Origin of the sequence: Leuconostoc holzapfelii (assembly GCF_012396485.1) — a bacterium.
GTDB classification, from domain to species: domain Bacteria; phylum Bacillota; class Bacilli; order Lactobacillales; family Lactobacillaceae; genus Leuconostoc; species Leuconostoc holzapfelii.
In genome coordinates this window covers 154663-172778 of sequence record NZ_JAAXPO010000005.1, presented here as the reverse complement: position 1 = coordinate 172778, position 18116 = coordinate 154663, and the positions used below count along the sequence as shown (strand labels likewise).

Here is an 18116-nt window from a genome sequence, read left to right as displayed (position 1 = left end):
CGTTCGTGAGCTGATAAACTAGAAGACATAAGCTGCAGATCCTTTATGGTTGATTTTAGTCAATTACCATTAAAGTCTCTGCAGTTTTTTTATGCAAGGTGTTCGGTTTAATTTTACAATCTGCCATTTATAAAATTAAGCCATCAGCTAATAAGTTGTTCAGTCATATGAAGCTCTGATCTTTTTATGATTTCCCAAGTCAAATAAAACATTATGATAATGAAGAGATATGGGTTAAATAATAATTTAGGTACAAAATGATACGATTCCCAAACTAAAAAGTTGAGGATTCCCATCAAGATAAAGTATTTTTTCGTTGGCGCGATGAAAAAAACCAAAAAAGAAAATACTGCCGATATAGAGAAATAGTTTTCATGTTGTCCCGGCAAAAAGAACCAAAAAATAAGAGGTGAAATAATTGTTAAATCTAATAGCGATATTTTCAGCCCTACTTCTGATTTAGTTTGAAACATCAAAAAAATAACTAAACAAAAATAACTAAACATCAAAAGAATGCTTATAATTTGAAAATGGCCAAGGTTATTTTGAGAGATTACTGGGAAGTTAACAAACTGATCTTTCCCGTCAAAGATACTCAAAAAGCCATTTTCAGCACCACCCGTACTACTTGTACGTTCTAATAAAGTGCCAAAAGCACTCTCAAAGAGTGTTAGCCCAGCAAAGTACCCTGGCAATGAAGCAGAAATCAAGCCAAGAAAGGAAAATAACGGTGCTAGTTTTTCAATAATTGATGTGTTTTTTAAATTAAATAAGTACAAAAATATATACAGTGGCGCAATATATAACGCCATAGCTTTAAAATAAATTGCAACGCCAAAAATGAACCACGAAAACCCATATTTTTCTTTGAGAAACATAAGTAATGAGAGAAGTACTAGTGCAATATATGCACTATCAGGAAGATTTGTTTTAAGCATATCTCCAAAAAAAGGTGGTATAAACAGAATTAGCATTGCTGCGAATACTGCATTCCATTGCTTTTCTGACTTATTTACTTGAAAATACTTCACAATTAAGAAGGTTACAACAGATGACATAATTGTAAATCCAGCGCCAATACACTTAATTGCTGCTGCAACGCTTGTAACATTGGGATGTACGCCCAGCTTTGTGATAACCACAATTATAAAATACCATACTGAAGTGTAATCAGCATAGTAACGCTGATCACCTATTTGAGAATAAACTTCAGAGTTAATCGTTGCTATTCCATGAAAACCATGCGTCGAAAGATATTTCCACCATGGTAACTGATATAGACTTAGATCATTTGCACTATTTTCGGGGTATAAATTTAATTGAGCAAGGAATATGGCAAACCACACACTTGCAAAAAACAAATAAAAAACAACTTGTTGCTTTTTTATGAAATACTTTATAAGACTGGAAGACATAAGCATACACCTCTATACTTTTACCGTAAATTATATTTACACGTATGATCAAATAATACAAACGATAATAATTAATTATTTTTACATGGCTGAGTTTTGCAATGTTTGAGTTTACTTGCGTTGACGTTTAATAAAATTTTCTAAAATCAATGTCCATGTCACTGCACCTAAAAGAAGTAGAAACGGTAGCATCATATAAATGTAATGCTCTTGCACTTCCCAAAGCAAAATATAGAATAATGACAAGGAATCAAATATGGACAAAATTAGCAATAAAATAGTTTTCTTTTGGAATGACGTACTTGAAAATAAAGTCGTTTGCCTTCTATTTTTGTGTAACAAAAATGGTATTAAGATAAATGAGAACAAACTTGTTAAAGTTGCGGTCATCGTTATGTGAATCATTTTTGGTGTTAAAAACCTGTATGTTGCCTCGTACCAATTTTGTCTCTTTTTATCACTTGCGTTTCTGAAGCTTGAAAAATATTGCATACCAAAATCTGACTTTATGCCAAATAAAATATTCGCCTTATCGCGCCATGTCATAATAATCCCCAAAACACCTAGCGCTTTAATTTTTTTAAACAACTCTTTTTGAATATAAGCTTTTCTTTGGCTAAAACTTACATACTTGTCCGTAATTTGATTAATCTCATTTCCAGACCTTCCACCTAAATAGTAGGCAGTCAAAAGCCACGATTCGGTAGGCATTTGATTATCTTGATTAATTGAAAGTTGGTAATAATTTGTTTTTTCTTGCGTAAACTCTGAAACTCTTTGAGCACCAAATGAAAAAAATAATACTACAACACATAAGAAAGCGATTCTTCGCCACTGTTTCCAAAAAAAGGTGCCTAATACGACAAACACACCTAATAGCGCTACGATAACATTAGGTCTAAGAAATAATGCAATCGACAGATAGAGACCGGAACAAAAAATATTTTTACATAAACCCCAATTAATCGACTTAATGTCTGTTATTTTTGGTGAATCTTCATTGGAATTATAAAATACATTTATCAAGTACTTAATTCCGATAATAAGAAACGGCAGTGAAAAGGTGTCTGAATATCCAATTTGTGTAAACTGCATCAAATATGTCGGCGTGAACAAACAAAAAACAAGCAACACGTTTCTTGCGTTATATCCATATATTTTTTCTGCAATTTTTGACAAAGAATGAAGAGACAACAACATTAAAACTTGTCCAACAATTGCATTCAGTAGCAAAAGATCATTCATACTCTTTAAAAAGTACTTGAACAGAAAATCTATCCAAAACAAGAAAATGGTGATTGGTACATTATTTGGAAAAACACTGAAATAAGTTGACCAGTGTGGATTAGGATAGTTTTGGACTAGTTCAAAAACTTGTTCATTAACATTCATGCTATCGTAGACAGGCGCATAAGGTTGAATTATCAATGCGATAATTGCCATGAATATAATTAACATCCATAACAAAAGTTTAATGATTTTTTCGTGTCTAAACGACAATTTAATTGTCATTGCTGATATCCCTACTAGAATAAAGGCCAGCCCACTATATTTTATGAATGAATACGCCTCAAAGTGGTTATTAAATGTGGCATTCCCATTAACATAATTTCCAGAAAACAGGACACAAAAAAGAATGAGTAGAGCAATCAGGGTTAATACTCCCGCAATTACTTTTTTTGTTTTAATAATCATAAATAAAACATTTTCCTCCTAACCAAACACGCTGCGAACATATACTTTTTTCCAGCTTTCTCCCAGCCGTTAAAATATTATTTATATTATATTTATGGGTGATTTTCACTCACGGGACATGCTGTACTTAATAGAATAAAAAATATCGAACATGGTTTAGGTTTAATCAAGAATGATGAAACAAAAACAACTGAATCGATAATGCACTCTTTCAAATATACTATTTAGCTACTAACTAGTCAAATTTAGTAGGGACTTGTGAAATTAATTCTCAAAGTGGGTTTCAGATTTTCATCATACTTTTGTGTCCAATACCTCATGCATTCTCCGCTTCGGTTGCTTTGAATACATTAAACTAGAAGATTAATCAATAAAACAAATAAAAAGCTACCAGCGGTAGCTTTTTATTTACGAGCTAAATCTGGAATTGGCTTACCAGTCTGAATTGATTGGTTCATCAAATCTTCGATCTCTTGATCTGTAAATTTTGAATCATCAATACCAGCATTTCTTAGAATTCCGCGTGTAGAACGAATTTCAGTAGCTGAAATCGTTACCTGCTGATCTCGACTTTTGAGATTAGCATGATCGTTACTTTCCGGGCGACTATCCATAGTTGAACCTGATTGCTGTGGTGCACTAGATGATTGCCTATTTTCTTGCGACACTTGACTTGATTCTGACAATGTTGAACCTGATGAACTGGTGCTATTGTCAGATTTAATCGACCTCTTCTCTTGATGAGATGTCGTCATTGCTTGAGAATTTTTTGAAGAGGGTTGTGTCCCCTTCATCAACAACACAGCTGCCGCAATAGCGAGGAAGACTAAGATAATAGCACTAAGATACAAAGCTAATCTTCTTTTTTTCAATTTGTAAACCTCCCTGAATAATCAATACTTACGTCTAATGGTATACTCCGTGATAATCCCGAGAAATACTTATTCGAACTGTATTGCCAGGCTGCAAATTGGCTATTATATTGTAAAGCTCGCGCAGCAGCTGGGTTGGTATTATTTGGATACTGCGCAATCCAAATATCATTGGGACTAATTCGATTAGTGTCTACAATATTTCCTGGGCCAATAATTGACTGGTAGGAATAATCGACAACGTTACCATAACCTCGTTGTGCTAGTGTGCTCCGGAATGTATCAAGATCTGCCACCTTATCTCCACTACTATCTACAGCATAGTTCACTTCGTAATCATCTACCATCACAGTATCACTCGGTAATCCCAAAGTCTGGGCATAGTTAGCAAAATAATTTGCTTCATTTGTCGCTTCTGCTTGATTTGTGAACCATGCATAATGGTAGACTGCTATTTTCATACCTGCATTTCTCGCATAACTAATTTGTGTAGCTGCGAATGGGTTTTTATAAGTCGTATATTCTGACAGTTTGACCACTGCCGTTTTGATCCCTGCAGCGTGCAGTGCATTGAAATCTGCTTGCGTCAGATCACTTTGATTAGATGAAACATCAATAAAATCCGATGGTTCCGGCGCCAAGTATGCCGTGCCACCGCCTGGTGCAGCGCTCCCTTTCTTGACCAGCTGAATTTGTAGAGCTTCGATACGCAACGACCTACCTGTGGTCCCTGCATTTTGACCATTGGCTGCCCAGCCTAGCCAACCATAATTTTGCACGTATGTGCGATAATAAACGTCATATACATTACTTAGTGTCCCAGTTAAGTTAAATGTCAATGCTTCCACACGTAAACTTTGACCGGAAGTACCGGCTACCGTATTATCGGCCACTTCTGATTGCCAACCAATATTTTGGACAAAAGCTTTATAGTTTATACCACCAGCAACATTATCTGACAAATTACTGATATTGGCTTTTAGTGCCTCAATTCGCAGAGCTTGACCTGTAGTACCAGATGTTGAACCATTTGATACACTATCTTGCCAACCAATGTTTTGCACATTGGTTTGATAATTAACGCTTGGGTTGGGCTGCTTTGTATAAGAAGAATTAGACGTGTCTCCAGGTGCAGCCTGACCTTTGGGGACCAAAACAACCTGCATGGCCTCTAAGCGATAACCATATCCAACTGTCCCAGCATCCTGGCCATTTGTGGCCCATCCCAGCCAACCAAAATTCTCAGCATGAACACGATAATAAACATCGTAAAAATTCGCTATATTTCCGGTTAGTTTTATTCGGATTGTTTCTAACCTCAAAGATTGACCTTGTGTCCCAGAGAGCTCGCCATCTTGAACCCAAGATTGCCAACCAATATTTTGTATTTGTGTTTGATATTGAATACTACCAGTTGTTGCCGCAGTTTGATTTCCTAACTGAAACATCGCTGCTTCTAAGCGCTTAGACTGACCAGTTGTGCCAGCTGTTTGTCCGTCTGAAACCGAATCTTGCCAACCAAAATCCTGCACATGGGTTCGATACTGTACAGTCGGGCCGCTATTGTTATTATAAAACGAGTTTAATGTACTACCTGGCGCCCCTTGTCCTTTGGGTACTAGGACAACCTCCATTGCTTCCAATCGATAGCCATAGCCAGTTGTGCCAGCTTCTTGACCATTCGATGTCCATCCCAGCCAACCAAAATTTTGGGCATGAACACGGTAATAAACATCATATGCGTTTGCAACAGTACCGGATAGTTTGATTTTAATGGCTTCAAGACGCAAGGATTGGCCGACAGTCCCACTCACACTACCATCTTGTGTCCAGTTTTGCCAGCCAATATTTTGAACATGAGTCTGATATTGAATACTGCCTGTTAAATTACCGTCCAAATTAGACAACTGAATCGAGGTGGCTTCCAATCGCTTGCCTTGCCCCGTCGTGCCGGATGTTTGACCATCCGCCACGTAATCCTGCCAACCAATATCTTGTACTTGTGATCGATATTGAACGCTTGGTTGTTGTGCTGCCGATACTGCTGATTTTTCAGTCAAAATCCCCATTCCAACCATCAACAATATTATCCAGAACACTTTAATATTTGTTTTTTTCATCACATCATCTACTTTCAAAACTAAACTCCACCCATTACTATTCATTGTATCAAAAATAAGTGTTTTTGCACATTGACATTAAAAGCCACCTTCTGAAAAAACAGAACATGGCTAAATTTACTGACAGGGTTAACTTATTTTCTTATATTTAAACATTAGACGTCCAAATGACCAAAACAATACACTAGTTATGGCAAAAAATATCAGAGCAACTGAAGCTTTAAAAAAGGGCGGTTCAAACTGTAAATTAATGGTCGTAGCTTTTTTAGATGCCGGTACTTTAATTCGCACAAGATAGCCTCGCAACGGTTTATCCAAAACGCCCTGCCCACCACTAACTTTATAGCCTGGCCACGCTGTCCTTGAGAAAACAATGTCTGCCGTAGTTTCATGGGGGGGAAGTTTAAACTTTACGCCATAATTACTATTTATAATTTGATCAATGCCATTTACATTACTTGACACGATGCTACCAATTGGTTGACTACTACGAATACGCTGAATGATTGCATAGGACGAGTCAAAAGAAGTTAATTGCCAACCATTAGGCACATTATGATGGCGAACAATCTGATAATAAGCCTTGTGATTCCCCTCATTCCCAACTGCAACAGTATCCACTGCGAGCAAGTCCACCAAAGGCATCTTTGTCTGATCATCTAATTCAAAAAGTTTAGAATAGTTTTTGATAGAAATACGCGTGGGATCACTCCCTCTAAAGTCATCACTAAACTTTTTAAATCCAACAGGGGTGTATACGTTCATTGAATTATTAGCTGTGAGATACCAATCGTTGCCCATAATTGTGTGTCTATTGAAACCTAATACGACTGAATTGCCTTTGAATTTTTCAGCAGTTTTTAAAACTTCAGTCTTTTTGGCTGGCATTTGATAATCAGGATAAACATACGTAATATGCTGATTTTGAATTGCATCATTCTGACGACCAATGACCCGTTGTTGAACAAGTAATGAAAATCCTGACAATGCAATGGTCAGTGATACCATCATTAAAACCGGATGTTTAACCTTCAAATTCACCCATTTTAGGGGAATACTTTTTTTACCACTACCAAGATAAGCCAAGGCACTAACTAGAGCAGCAATAATGATATTAATTATAATAATAGACTTAGTTCGAGCAGGCGTATTTGCAATTTCGAGATAAGATCCCAATACGATGACAAAAATGAACCAGCGCACTCGGGTTTTGTTAAATCGTAGCCCAAGATTATCAATTAGCAAAACAATCATCAACAAGAATAGTTGACCGAAGTAAGCCATCATACGAACTGGAAAACGCAAGGGACCAATATTTGCAGGACCAAAAAGCAGTAAAAACGTTACCAGCATCGGCGCTGACCACTGAATAAAAGATATACGATGGTTCGTTATGAACGCCTTAAATTGACGAAAATCAATGAACACGACCAGTAGCACAAACCAACTAATGTACATAAACGGCAGATAGGTCACGCCACTTGCCATCCACCAGGAGTTCATCTCAGAATAACTGACAGGTGAAAATGAAAAGAACAAATCTGACAAATTAGGTGATAAGAAATTGTCATTGAAGATGCCTTCCGTGTTACGCATCGTCACTGACGAAATTGCGATTCCGGGTAAATATACCGCAATAGTTGTTGCTGCAAGTGCAATACCAAGAAATACCACTTTTCGAGCATGACGCCAATTTTTTTCAACAGCGGCACCAACTAACGCACCCAACATAACTGAAATTAGCATGATTGTCCCAAATACGTAGCCAATTGTTATGATTGCGTAGCCAACAATGAAAACTAAGATTGGCCCAGTCTTTTTACTCAGAAAAAGGCGAAGTACATACCAAAACCAAGGAAACATTGCGGATACCATTAAATCCGTCACCCAGGAAGAAGCACCGGCAAAAAGCGTAAAGCCAACAAATGGTGTTATTATTCCATAAATAGTGGCATATCTCTCCGTTATCGACATCGATTTAGCCAACATGAATGTGCCAGTGCCTAACAAATTTAATAAGAAAATTTTAAATACAGTCGCAAAGATCAAAAAATTGGACGAATGATAAACTGCAGTTGCAATTAGCCAAACGAGCGGATTAAAAGTCCCCCATTGCCCCTCTGCTAAATAATTTCCGGAACCTTGGGCCGCTACATTAAATATCGGCAAATGTCCTTGTGCCAATAGTTTCCCGACCTCATACCATTGTCCAATTGCCCCTCTTTGGGTATCATCTAAAAAATAAAATCGCTTATAAAATATAAGCGGAATCAAACTAAAAATTGTAACAACAACGATTATAAGAGCCAGAGCACCAACTGAATTTTGCCAACGATTCCGTGCTTTTTGTATGATATTCATGATGCGTTTATTCACCAATCTTTTCAGCAATAATATACCTTGGGCGATGTTTAACTTCTAGGAAAATTTTACCAATATATTCTCCAATAATACCAATCGCAACTAATTGCAACCCACCCAACATCCAAATAGATACCATCAATGTTGGCCATCCTGCTGATGTTCTACCAAATGCCCAACCAATGACAATATAAATTAAGCTTAAAATACTAATACCAAAAATTCCCAAACCAACATTGCGAACAAAAGTGATCGGTGAGATAGAAAATGATGTGATTCCCGTCGCCGCAAATTTAATCATTTTACGCAAAGGATACTTCGTTTCACCAGCCTCACGTTCAGCACGAGCATAATAAACTTTCGCCTCATTAAAGCCAATCAACGGGAAAATGCCCCGTAAAAACATTTCACGTTCTTGATAGGCAGAAAATGCGCGTAAAACTTTTTGATTCACAAGACGAAAATCCGCATGATTCGGAATTGAATTCACGCCCAACGCGGACATAACCTTATAGAAACTTTGCGCTGTGAAACGCTTAAAGAAAGTGTCAGATGTTCGATCGTTGCGGACACCATAAATAATATCTTTCCCCTGATTAGCCAAGTCAACCATTTCAACAATGGCTTGCGGATCATCTTGCAAATCTGCATCAATTGTAACCACATAATCCACATCCGCGTCTGTGAGATGTGTCATGCCCGCGATGAGTGCATTTTGATGCCCAAAATTTGCACTAAAACGTAAGCCAAAAACATTGCCATATTTTTCATTTAAAGCATTAACTAGTGCCCAAGTATTATCTTTTGAACCGTCATCAACATATAAAATAAAACTTTCCGCCGATATTTTGTCAGATAATACCATCTCATTCAACAGTTTGTGCAATTCTGCCGTTGTTTTCTCAATCACTTCTTCTTCGTTATACGCCGGCAAAACAATTGCCAATTTTTTTGCTGCCATTTACTTCATTCCTCTTACTTTGTATATCAAAAAGCGCATAGATTGCATCGCCTTTGCCATCAAATTTCCTCGCCACAACACCCAAGTTGTGACGATATTAGGATATTTTTGGTGCATTGTTTGATTCATCCTAATAACATGTTGGCTTTGAACATCTTGTAATTCTGCTGTCCACTGACCTGAACTCACTCTGAATTTTACCCCCACAACTCTATCTGGTACGAACTCACCTGATGCCAAAACGTTTAAATAAGTTTCCAAATCCACAACATACGGATGACTAAAATCCCACCCACCGGCTCGTTCAAATACGTCGCGTTTCATGAGAACCCCACCTGGTTCGCCTAATGCGTTCAGACCCAGTCCAACTACTCGCCGAATGACCATTTCTCCAGGCATTGGTCTATTCAAGCCATATAAACCCCAACTTTTTTTAATAACTTGATTATGGTCATCAATAATTTCACGCAAACTTGCAGTTAACACAGCATTAGGGTTTGATTCTAGTAATTCAAACTGACGTTGCAAAATTCCAGGTAACAAAACATCATCTTGTGGGACCAATTTGATATACCGTCCCGTTGCTTGCTTTGAAATAAATTGCCAATTCTCTTTTGCTGCACCAACTGGTCCAGTATAAATTTTTAAACGTGGGTCTTTTTTGGCAATTTTTTCAAGCAATTCACGTGTACCATCATCTGGTCCTTGAATCGCAACAGACAAATCAATCTTAACCCCTTTTTGGTTCAAAATCGAGTGAACCGTTTCTTCAATAAATGGTCGGGCTTTATAAGCAGGTATTACAATCGAAATATCTAACATTATTTTGCTCTCCTAAATGAAAAAAATTTATGTCCCACAAAACTAATGATCGTTGTGACAATTAAGATTAAGAATTGACCACTAATTGGATCAATATGTCCAACATTAACCAATAGCGGCAATGCAACCAAATTAATAGCATAACTTACTGCATTAATCATCGTAAAACGGACAAGATCTTTAACAAATTGTCCCTTAACACGAAAAGTAACTTTTCGATGAAGATAAAATGCCACAAAATTTGAAGTAATTTGCGAAACAATTAGTCCAATCATATAACCATGAGGCACTGTTTTTAATGATAAAGTCAAACCAGAAAAAATTAAAAATCCAAAAAAAGTGTTGAATCCGCCAACCATCAAGAATCTGAATTTTTCATCCATGATTATTTTTTTTATGTTTTCTAGCATATTAGAGAAATCCTTTCGTGACGGAAATTTCAACAGTGACAAGAGGTTAATCTTCCATCTGTTGGTTGACTAAAAACTGCGCGAGTGCTTCACGCCAGCTTGGAATATCAAAGCCCGTTGCTTTAGCCTTTGCCAAGCTCATCACTGAATGCTTTGGACGATAGGCCTTTTGCGGAAATTCTGCACTGGTCACCGGTTCAACAATCACTGGTTCCCCTTTTAAAATTTCACGGGCAAAGTCATACCACGTGGCTGTATCATCATTTGATAAATGATACGTCCCATAACTGGCCTCAACCTCAATCAGGTGCAACATGAACGCCGCCAATGTTCGCGTCCAAGTAGGACGACCTAACTGATCATTGACCACCGTTAATTTCGGATGTGCTTTGGCCAGGCGTTGCATTGTATACACAAAGTTATTGCCAAATTCACCAAAGACCCAACTTGTGCGCACGATATAGGCTGATGCGCCACTTTCAATGACAGCTAACTCACCGGCCAGCTTAGCGCGACCATAGGCATTTTTTGGGTTCACTGGATCACTTTCCAGATAATCTGCCACGTTAGTGCCATCAAATACATAATCGGTTGACACCGCCACCAGCTTGGCTTGGTGTGCCTTAGCTGCATCAGCCACATTCTTCGTACCATTAACGTTCACTTGCCAATTGGTCTCACGGCCTTCGTCTTCGGCAAGGTCAACTTTGGTGTAAGCTGCTGCATGAAAAACAACGGTTGGGTGCACTTTGTCAAAAGCGGCAAAAACTGCCGCACGGTCAGTAATGTCAAGTTGCTGTGAGGACAACGCCGTAAACGCTAAGCCACGTTCCGTCAATAGTTTTTGTAGTTCTTGTCCCAGTTGCCCATTGGCACCAGTAATTAGAAATGTCATGGCACCCTCACTTATTGATTATTTTGGGCATACTTGGCTTCAACTTCGGCTTTTTCAGCTTGCCACCAGGCTTGGTTATCGGCATACCATTGAATTGTATCTGCCAAACCTGTTTCAAAGTCCGTGTACTTTGGTGTCCAGCCAAGTTCTTCGCGCATCTTGGTCGCATCAATGGCATAACGCAAATCATGCCCAGAACGATCTTGGACAAAGTCAAAGTCGTCTTCAGCCTTGCCCATGTCCTTCAAAATAGCGCGCAATACCGTGATGTTATCCTTTTCGCCGTCAGCACCAACCAAGTAAGTCTCCCCGATCTTACCTTGTGTCAAGATGGCCCATATGGCTGTGGCATGGTCATAGGTGTGAATCCAGTCACGCACGTTTTTCCCATTTCCATACAACTTTGGCTTAATGCCACTCAAAACGTTGGTTACTTGACGGGGAATGAACTTTTCAATGTGTTGGTATGGCCCATAGTTATTTGAGGTGTTAGAGATCGTTGCTTGCAAGCCAAACGAACGCACCCAAGCCCGCACTAACAAGTCAGACCCCGCCTTTGTTGACGAATAAGGGCTTGAAGGCCGGTATTGTGATTCTGGCGTAAACTTTTCACCAGCGCCTTCGCCATGCCCTGGCAAGTCTTCACGTAATGGCAAATCGCCATACACTTCATCGGTTGAGACATGATGGAAACGCTTGTTGTACTTCCGTGCTGCTTCAATCAACGTGTACGTCCCAATAATGTTCGTTTGCACAAACGGTGATGGGTCTTTGAGGGAGTTGTCGTTGTGTGATTCGGCAGCATAGTGAATCACAGCATCTGTTTCCGCGACCAATTGATCCACCAATGGCGCATCGGCGATGTCCCCCACCACCAACTTCACGCGGTCTTCAGGCAAGCCAGCTAAGTTGGCTTTATTCCCAGCATACGTCAACTTATCCAAGACAGTCACGAAGACATCTGGTTGTTCTTCAACAATGTAACGGACAAAGTTTGCCCCAATGAAACCAGCCCCACCAGTTACCAAAATATTTTTATACTCAGTCATGTTTCTCTCCAATTATAGTTGTTCCGGTTGCAACGCCACCACATCTTTAAGTAGTGGATGGTTTTTGTCGGCTTCACTCACTTCGGCATTGGCAACGTCCGCCCATTCAATCCCCAAGGTTGGGTCAGCATAGTTCACAAAAGCATACTTTGGCTTCAATTCTAAGGCCCAGTAATCGTTCACCAAGTATGAGTAAGACACTGTGTCACTCAAGACTTGGAAACCGTTAGCCACACCACGTGGCACAAAGATGCCCTTGCTGGCATCAATAACGGTTTGGTACACGTGACCAAATGAATCCCCAGCACGCAAATCAACCCATGCGCCTAAGACTTGACCGCCGTCCGCCACCGAAATATACTTATCCCAAGGTTCGGCGTGTAAGCCACGCAAAACGCCTTGACGAGAAAACGACACGTTATTTTGCAACTTACCTTCGGCAAAGAAAGTTTCAGGAAAACCAAGTGGTACCATCTTTTCTTTTTGGAAGTTTTCCTTGAACCAGCCACGATTATCGCCATGAACTGGCAAATCAAATTCTAGCATGCCAGGAATGGCTTCAATTTGGCGTGCTGCTAAGGGCTTTTCAAAAAATTCTGCTGTCATGTTATTTCCTTTACTTTAAGCGTGCCTGCTCAGCAGCTGCCAAACGTAACAAATATTGCCCATAATCATTTTTCTTCAAAGGTTGGGCTAATGTTTCTAATTGCGCAAGGTCAATGTAGCCCATCCGATAGGCAATCTCTTCTAGTGAAGCGACTTTGAGGTTTTGTTGCTTTTGAATTGTTGCAATAAATGATGACGCTTCGAGCAAGGAATCATGTGTCCCCGTATCCAACCAAGCAAAACCGCGACCCATCACTTGGACATCTAAGTCGCCGCGGTCAAGATAAGCTTGGTTAATATCTGAAATCTCAATCTCCCCACGGGCTGAAGGTTGCACATTGGCAGCAATTTCCACGACATCATTGTCATAGAAATACAACCCCGTCACGGCATAATTTGACTTCGGATGTTCTGGCTTTTCAACAATTGACAAAGCCTTGCCGTCTTCATCAAATTCCACCACACCAAAGCGTTCAGGATCATGAACTTGATACCCAAACACCGTCGCCCCAGTGGTCTTTTGCGCCGCTTCTTGGAGCTTTTCAGACAAGCCAGCCCCGTAGAAGATGTTGTCGCCTAAGACCAACGCCACCGTGTCATCACCAATAAAATCAGCACCGACAATAAAGGCATCTGCCAACCCACGCGGTTCTTCTTGAATGGCATATGTGATGCTTAAACCTAATTCATGGCCATCGCCAAACAAAGACTCGAATTGTCCCACATACTCTGGTGTCGAAATTAACAGGATTTCTTGAATGCCGGCCAACATCAACACTGACAAGGGATAATAAATCATTGGCTTGTCATAAATGGGCACCAATTGCTTACTAGTCGCCTTGGTAATGGGATAAAGTCGTGTGCCGGAACCGCCGGCGAGGATAATGCCTTTCATGATGGGTCTCCTTCTATTTTATGCATATTTTTTACGAGACGAAGAACTAGTCTCATTTTATTGGTTCACACATACTTTCTAATTATAACATAACTCTGGATATACCAGCAAAAGTCGAGATATTTGCTTGAACATGATGCACTTAGCCGCCACTTAAAATCCTCAGGAAATTCAAACTTTGCCCCTAAAATGGCATAAAAAAACAGTAGATTGACAACCTACTGCTTAAAATATTGTGCCTGTTCAACCGGTGCTAACCAGCGGTACCCAACCCCAACATCGGTCCCGATGTATTGCTGCCCGGCATTGGTCCCAATTTTCCGTCTTAAATGCGCCATCGTCACCCGTAAGGTATCACTTTGTCCTTGAAGCAGGTGCGTGCCCCAAATGTTACGCAATAAGACATCATAAGTTAAGACTTTTTGTGGGTGTTGGACGAATAGACTTAAGAGGGCATATTCCTTTTGTGACAAATGCAATCCCTCTCCAGCTTTCGTCACCGTTTTGGCATCGAGGTCAACGGTGAGCTCACCACAATGTAGTTGTCCTTTACCCACGCCAGTGGTGTCATAAGTACGCGATAAAATAGCGCGGACGCGGGCAACGAGTTCGAGTGGCTCAAAAGGTTTGGTCACATAGTCGTCCACACCAATTTCAAACAGCTTGAGTTTGTCTTGCGTTTGGTCGCGTGCAGTCAAGACGAGCACGGGCACGTGATTCGCTAAGCGAATTTTTTTGAGCAACGCCACACCGTCTTCATCAGGCAAACCCAAATCCAACACCAATAAATCAGGCAACGTAGCCATTAATTGGCTTTGGGTCTCGCGGGCATTGAAAGCTTGGGTCACGGTAAAGCCCGCAGTCACTAATGTTTGTTTGACGACCCGTTGAATGGTTGGGTCATCTTCAACCACTAAGAGTTGTTTTTTAATCATGCTGTTGTCTTGTCTGCTGGGATGCTGAGTTGCATCTCAGCGCCTCCTTGCCAATTTTGGGCCACCAACCGCCCATGGTGCAATTTGGCAATGGTCTGGCATAAGAATAAGCCAATCCCAAGGCCGCGTTGCTGATCGCCGGATTGCATGTTGGGGCGGGTTTGGTGATTAATTTTGGCCAATTGCGCCGCTGTGAACGGCTGGCCAGAATTTTGAATGGTGATGATGGCTTGCCCCTGGGCCACCGTGACAGCAATTTGAATCTGTACAGCATTGCCGCCATACTTCACAGCATTATCAAAAATATTAATCAGCATTTGCTGGAAAATATGCCGTTCGGCCTGTACCCAAATGACCGCATCCGGTAGCGTCAAATCAATTTTGATCTGACTATGCAACCATTTAAATTTTTCAATGGCTGACAAGATCAAATCTTCTACGAGTTCTGGGGTCGTTTCAAACACAATCGTCCCCTGTTGTAGTCGGGTCACGGTTAAAATATTTTCAATCATTTGGATGAGCCAGTTGGTCTCGTGGTTAATATTGGTGAGTAAGCGCTGATTCGACAACGATTGCGTTTGATCCTGGCGCAACAATTCTGTACTGGCCAAAATCCCCGTCAACGGTGTGCGCAAATCATGTGACACCGACTGAAGCAAATCACTTTTTAAGCGGGCATCAAGTTTTTCTAACGCATGTCTTTGCGCTTCTTGCCGTAAATAGAACGTTTTTAATGCCGCTGATAACGGCGTCAGAAAGCGTTCAAGTGCGAGGCGATCAGCCAACGTAAAGGCGTCGCCATCACCAACCAAAATGCCTAACGTGTGACCTGGATAACCAATTGGCAGATAAAATGCTTTTTTCCCAGCTAAAGTCTCCGTCCCAGCACCAGCCGGCAACCCGTGATGCCAGACCCACTGAATGACCTCGGGACCATCGGCATCTTGGTTGGGCATTTGACCAACGAATTTTTGCCGTTGGAAATATATGGCCACCGATCTTTTGAAATAATTTACAATGGCCTGTTGCGTCAAGGTACTTAAAGCTTCTGGTTGATCATCTGTCAATAACTGTAAGCTCAAGTCCGATAAGACCTGGTTTTGCGTTGCCGCCGATACCGAAACAGCCATTTGCGCGGTCACTTTGGACGTCAAACTACTAATTAAGGTTGCCGACACAAACATGGCTAAAAAGATGATGCCATACCCATTTTGATAAAACTGTAACGAATAAAATGGACGGACAAACAATAAATCAAAGAGCAGTACGCTCACCGCTGTGGTAGCTAACCCGAGAAAATAGCCCTGAGTAAAGCGAGAGACAAAGATAATCCCTACAAAATAAAACATGATTTTAAGCGCATTGTCGCTTGTCACATAGGTCATGCCCCCGTTAATTAAGGTCACCGCCACAATCATCCCCACCGCAAACCAGACATCGCGCCGTTGCACGGACAAAGTTAATTTTTTTGGCCAACCAAGTAGCCGGTGTATCGGCGAAACTTGCGAACGGTTTGGAATAATTTGAATATCTAGTGCCGGGAGTGCTGCAAGGATTTGATCTTCGATATCTGCGCGGCCAAATTGATACCACGCACGCGTCACGTGTTTACCAATAATCAAATTAGCGACTTGGGTTTCTCTAATATAAGCAATCAGGGTTGCCACCACGTGGTCACCCTGTAAAATCACGGTTTTGGCCCCTAATTTTTTTGCCAAATTAATATGGCGTTGTACCGTCGGTGCCAGATTTTTACCTGACTTCTGAACATGGACCACCGTCCAAGGGGCATCAAAAGCACTGGCTTGCCGATAAGCCCACCGAATGGCATTTTCAGAACTTGGGGCTGGACTAATCGCCACTAAAAAATGCCGGATTTGTTGGCCTTGTTGTGCGTTTTGTTCGCTCAATTGTTGCGTGCTTTGCTGCAAGGCAATTTCACGTAACTGAGTTAATTTCTGTAACTGAAAGAAGTGGTCTTGTGCGCGGGCAACTTTGTCTGTTGGATAAATCAGACCCGCCGTTAAGCGGTTCAAAAGGACTTTGGGGTCAATGTCGATTAATTCAATGTCATCGGCTTGATGCAGCCAGGCATCTGGCACCGTCTCTTGGACATCAACGCCCGTGATTTGTGCCACGAGGTCATGGAGGCTTTCGATGTGTTGGACATTGATTGTGGTATACACACTGATGCCAGACGTCAAAATTTCTTCAATATCTTGGTAGCGCTTTTGGTTCCAAGACGCCGCATTGGTGTGTGCTAATTCATCCACCAACACCACATCTGGCCGTCTTTTGATCACGGCCGGCACATTTAACTCGCCTAACAGCGCGGGTTGACCCACCGGCAGTTTTTCAGGTATTTGCTCAAAGCCTGAAATAAGCGCTGCCGTTGCCGCGCGACCATGTGATTCAATATGGCCAATCACCACGTCATCCCCAGCCGCTAAACGCGTCTGTGCCTCCTCTAGCATCCGGTATGTTTTCCCAACACCTGCGGCATAGCCAAGAAATATTTTTAGACGCCCACGTCGTTGTGCCACAATGTCTTGTAGCCATGCCTCAGAACTTTTGACCATAGTTTCCTCAATTTATTTTGTTTGCGCGACCAATCGTTGGAGGGCAACGTTTAAAGTGACAACGTTCACTGCCGGTTCCCCAAATAAATTGGCCGCAGGCGGCGTTGTTTGTGCTGCAATCAGCTTGTTGACAGTTGCCACCGATAAATGGTTAACCCGGGCAACCCGCTGCCGCTGATAATTTGCGCCCGCCAGACTAATATAAGGATCCGTTCCACCAGGTGACACGTTTGCCAATCGCCTGTTTTTCCGCCGCGCTGACGGCGGAAAGATTCGACACAACGGTCGGACGCCCAATGAAGAAAGCAGGATTTGTCGTTGTTTGGCCAACTAGTGCTGAACCCACAATCCGGTGGTTTTTCATGATGAGTTGCCCGTTGGCTTGAGTCGGCATGAAAACTTGTGCCAGCACAGTCGTTATCCCAGTATACATCACGACACACACCGTCAGCAAAAACATTAAACTACCCGCTTGCCTACATATTATCTTAAACATATTTT

16 protein-coding genes are annotated in these 18116 nt (G+C 41.0%); all 16 read right to left on the bottom strand.

Features of this window, described 5'->3' with window-relative positions; genetic code table 11:
* Positions 1-143: 143 nt before the first annotated feature.
* The 16 genes from HF966_RS05940 to HF966_RS08950 all read right to left on the bottom strand — a co-directional run bounded on the left by HF966_RS05940 (position 144) and on the right by HF966_RS08950 (position 18111).
* Positions 144-1415, bottom strand: a complete 1272-nt coding sequence (locus HF966_RS05940; protein WP_168677094.1) for a hypothetical protein — start codon at positions 1413-1415, stop codon at positions 144-146.
* 111 nt (positions 1416-1526) lie between these two features.
* A complete protein-coding gene (locus HF966_RS05935) occupies positions 1527-3110 on the bottom strand; it encodes a glycosyltransferase family protein (protein WP_168677092.1) in 1584 nt (527 codons plus the stop codon).
* A 404-nt stretch (positions 3111-3514) separates the two neighbouring features.
* Positions 3515-3961 carry a hypothetical protein gene (locus tag HF966_RS05930; RefSeq protein WP_168677090.1) on the bottom strand — a complete coding sequence of 149 codons (447 nt, stop codon included), beginning with the start codon at positions 3959-3961 and terminating at the stop codon, positions 3515-3517.
* 17 nt (positions 3962-3978) lie between these two features.
* On the bottom strand, positions 3979-6120 hold the full coding sequence (locus tag HF966_RS05925; RefSeq protein ID WP_168677088.1) for a GH25 family lysozyme: 2142 nt from the start codon (positions 6118-6120) through the stop codon (positions 3979-3981).
* Positions 6121-6231: 111 nt separating this feature from the next.
* Positions 6232-8463, bottom strand: a complete 2232-nt coding sequence (locus tag HF966_RS05920) for a hypothetical protein (RefSeq protein ID WP_168677087.1) — start codon at positions 8461-8463, stop codon at positions 6232-6234.
* A 7-nt stretch (positions 8464-8470) separates the two neighbouring features.
* Positions 8471-9424: a glycosyltransferase family 2 protein gene (locus tag HF966_RS05915; RefSeq protein ID WP_168677086.1), complete on the bottom strand. Its 954-nt coding sequence runs from the start codon at positions 9422-9424 to the stop codon at positions 8471-8473.
* Entirely contained in the window at positions 9425-10246 is an 822-nt protein-coding gene (locus HF966_RS05910) for a glycosyltransferase family 2 protein (protein ID WP_168677084.1), read from the bottom strand.
* Positions 10246-10656, bottom strand: a complete 411-nt coding sequence (locus tag HF966_RS05905; protein WP_168677082.1) for a GtrA family protein — start codon at positions 10654-10656, stop codon at positions 10246-10248. The genes HF966_RS05910 and HF966_RS05905 overlap by 1 nt, the downstream gene beginning before the upstream one ends.
* Before the next feature lie 46 nt (positions 10657-10702).
* Entirely contained in the window at positions 10703-11551 is an 849-nt protein-coding gene (rfbD, locus tag HF966_RS05900) for a dTDP-4-dehydrorhamnose reductase (RefSeq protein WP_168677080.1), read from the bottom strand.
* 11 nt (positions 11552-11562) lie between these two features.
* Positions 11563-12600 carry a dTDP-glucose 4,6-dehydratase gene (gene rfbB / locus HF966_RS05895; RefSeq protein WP_168677078.1) on the bottom strand — a complete coding sequence of 346 codons (1038 nt, stop codon included), beginning with the start codon at positions 12598-12600 and terminating at the stop codon, positions 11563-11565.
* Positions 12601-12612: 12 nt separating this feature from the next.
* The gene (locus tag HF966_RS05890) at positions 12613-13206 is read right to left on the bottom strand and encodes a dTDP-4-dehydrorhamnose 3,5-epimerase family protein (protein WP_168677076.1); all 594 of its coding nucleotides are present in this window, start codon (positions 13204-13206) and stop codon (positions 12613-12615) included.
* Between the two features lie 10 nt (positions 13207-13216).
* Positions 13217-14101 carry a glucose-1-phosphate thymidylyltransferase RfbA gene (rfbA, locus tag HF966_RS05885; protein WP_168677074.1) on the bottom strand — a complete coding sequence of 295 codons (885 nt, stop codon included), beginning with the start codon at positions 14099-14101 and terminating at the stop codon, positions 13217-13219.
* A 218-nt stretch (positions 14102-14319) separates the two neighbouring features.
* Entirely contained in the window at positions 14320-15036 is a 717-nt protein-coding gene (locus HF966_RS05880; RefSeq protein WP_168677072.1) for a response regulator transcription factor, read from the bottom strand.
* The gene (locus HF966_RS05875; protein WP_168677070.1) at positions 15033-17615 is read right to left on the bottom strand and encodes a DUF4118 domain-containing protein; all 2583 of its coding nucleotides are present in this window, start codon (positions 17613-17615) and stop codon (positions 15033-15035) included. Before HF966_RS05875 ends, HF966_RS05880 begins: the two co-directional genes overlap by 4 nt.
* Before the next feature lie 12 nt (positions 17616-17627).
* Positions 17628-17843, bottom strand: coding sequence for a potassium-transporting ATPase subunit C (locus HF966_RS08955; protein WP_168677068.1), 216 nt, complete (start codon positions 17841-17843; stop codon positions 17628-17630).
* Complete coding sequence (locus HF966_RS08950) at positions 17812-18111, bottom strand: potassium-transporting ATPase subunit C (protein ID WP_168677066.1); 300 nt, start codon at positions 18109-18111, stop codon at positions 17812-17814. The genes HF966_RS08955 and HF966_RS08950 overlap by 32 nt, the downstream gene beginning before the upstream one ends.
* Positions 18112-18116: the final 5 nt, after the last annotated feature.

Coding starts and splice junctions, on each gene's coding strand:
- HF966_RS08950 (WP_168677066.1), bottom strand. CDS start 18,111: ATGTTTAAGATAATATGTAGGCAAGCGGGTAGTTTAATGTTTTTGCTG.
- rfbD (WP_168677080.1), bottom strand. CDS start 11,551: ATGACATTTCTAATTACTGGTGCCAATGGGCAACTGGGACAAGAACTA.
- HF966_RS05940 (WP_168677094.1), bottom strand. CDS start 1,415: ATGTCTTCCAGTCTTATAAAGTATTTCATAAAAAAGCAACAAGTTGTT.
- HF966_RS05935 (WP_168677092.1), bottom strand. CDS start 3,110: ATGATTATTAAAACAAAAAAAGTAATTGCGGGAGTATTAACCCTGATT.
- HF966_RS05880 (WP_168677072.1), bottom strand. CDS start 15,036: ATGATTAAAAAACAACTCTTAGTGGTTGAAGATGACCCAACCATTCAA.
- rfbB (WP_168677078.1), bottom strand. CDS start 12,600: ATGACTGAGTATAAAAATATTTTGGTAACTGGTGGGGCTGGTTTCATT.
- HF966_RS05910 (WP_168677084.1), bottom strand. CDS start 10,246: ATGTTAGATATTTCGATTGTAATACCTGCTTATAAAGCCCGACCATTT.
- rfbA (WP_168677074.1), bottom strand. CDS start 14,101: ATGAAAGGCATTATCCTCGCCGGCGGTTCCGGCACACGACTTTATCCC.
- HF966_RS05915 (WP_168677086.1), bottom strand. CDS start 9,424: ATGGCAGCAAAAAAATTGGCAATTGTTTTGCCGGCGTATAACGAAGAA.
- HF966_RS05875 (WP_168677070.1), bottom strand. CDS start 17,615: ATGGTCAAAAGTTCTGAGGCATGGCTACAAGACATTGTGGCACAACGA.
- HF966_RS05905 (WP_168677082.1), bottom strand. CDS start 10,656: ATGCTAGAAAACATAAAAAAAATAATCATGGATGAAAAATTCAGATTC.
- HF966_RS05890 (WP_168677076.1), bottom strand. CDS start 13,206: ATGACAGCAGAATTTTTTGAAAAGCCCTTAGCAGCACGCCAAATTGAA.
- HF966_RS05920 (WP_168677087.1), bottom strand. CDS start 8,463: ATGAATATCATACAAAAAGCACGGAATCGTTGGCAAAATTCAGTTGGT.